The sequence below is a fragment of the Bacillus sp. JJ634 genome (genome assembly GCF_036962285.1).
GTDB classification, from domain to species: domain Bacteria; phylum Bacillota; class Bacilli; order Bacillales; family DSM-1321; genus Peribacillus; species Peribacillus asahii_A.
This window is the reverse complement of record NZ_JBALMU010000167.1, coordinates 13466-14842: the sequence shown is the minus strand read 5'-3', so window position 1 is coordinate 14842 and position 1377 is coordinate 13466. Positions and strand designations below refer to the sequence as shown.

General features: G+C 35.4%; 1 protein-coding gene. It reads right to left on the bottom strand.

The window, feature by feature from the left end; all coding sequences use genetic code 11:
- Window positions 1-637 precede the first annotated feature (637 nt).
- Entirely contained in the window at window positions 638-871 is a 234-nt protein-coding gene (locus V7068_RS20320; RefSeq protein WP_499714295.1) for a hypothetical protein, read from the bottom strand.
- Between the last annotated feature and the right edge of the window lie 506 nt (window positions 872-1377).

Here is a 1377-nt window from a genome sequence, read left to right as displayed (position 1 = left end):
TCTTTTTATGCTTTGTACATCTAACTTTGGGAGAAAAACTAGAACAAATAGAATTAATTAAAAACAACCCTTATATATTAACTTATATGGAGTTTTTCCTTTTATCCCATAATAGTTTAATATGGGATTTATATTATTATACTAAATTACATAAATATAAGAGATATTTTAATTGTTTTTGGAGGACAAAGCCTCGTAGCGAGGATAGCGTATCTGCAGGCTTGAAAAGCCGAAGTTCTTTAACAAAAAGAACGAACTTCTTACGAAGTAAAGAGCTATTAATAAGAACTAACTATATATAATTAAATAAACAGTTTATGAACAATAAAGTTCTTTAAAAATGAAGCCTAAATACTAACTATTGAGATTGTGAATAAATGTACTTAAAGTAACGGGGTTAGTGAAGGAATTGTCTTTAGCTTTTATTCAACAATCGGGCCATATTCTTGAATAACACATAGAAGATTGTGAAGGATTGTACTTACGCTAACTAGGTAGGGATGGTGCAATAAGAAACCTAACCAAAACACGATTTGATTAGGCTTTTAACTTGTTGTTTCGTTTGTCTTCACTTCCTGCATATGAATGACTAGTGATAACTTTGCTCCCATGCTTGTCCCTGAAGTAGGATGTAGTGTTACACTATGCGGTGCATTTCTTCGTAAGCAAACCGGAATTGTGCAAGAAATCCGGTGTCATCTGATCCCCAAACGGAAACCTCTACATTGTTTACATTTGTAGGGTGGTCTATTATGATGATGACTTCGAATGCACCCGAAGCCTCTGTATTGAACGAAGCGGTATTAGCTCCGCTGTTAGGTGGAACGTTTACGACTAGCTGACCACCTGGAATAAGCGTTCTGGTTCCCACTATGTCAATAACTCTTATCGTTACACTCGCGTTGCCGGTAGTGTTACGATTTAAAACAGTAACGCTTACAGAGTCAGCATCGGTAGTTAGTGATTGGTTATTAACCGGACCCGTGGTATAAATAGCTAGTACCATTTCAAATCACCTCCTATCTATTAGGATTACTATTATTCTATTCCACAGATTAACAAAGTGTTTAGGACAAATAGATTGGTATCTTTGTGAAATTTAATGGGAGTTTTTCTTTTGCGGAGTTCTTATTGAACGGGTGCTTTAGTAAAATTGCCGGAGAAGTCATTTTTGCGTTTCTTTCGTATTTTCTATATTCCACAATCGGGCGCGATTATTGAAGAAAATTAATATTTTTAAATGGCTATATTGCTAAGGTATCCTTATTGAAAAATTTACTAACTTTATTTACCCCCATCCAAAACAGGATAGGGGGTATGCATGTTTTAAGTAATCTTGGCATTTCCTTATTGCGAGTGGTGACAGCTTCGCTGGTG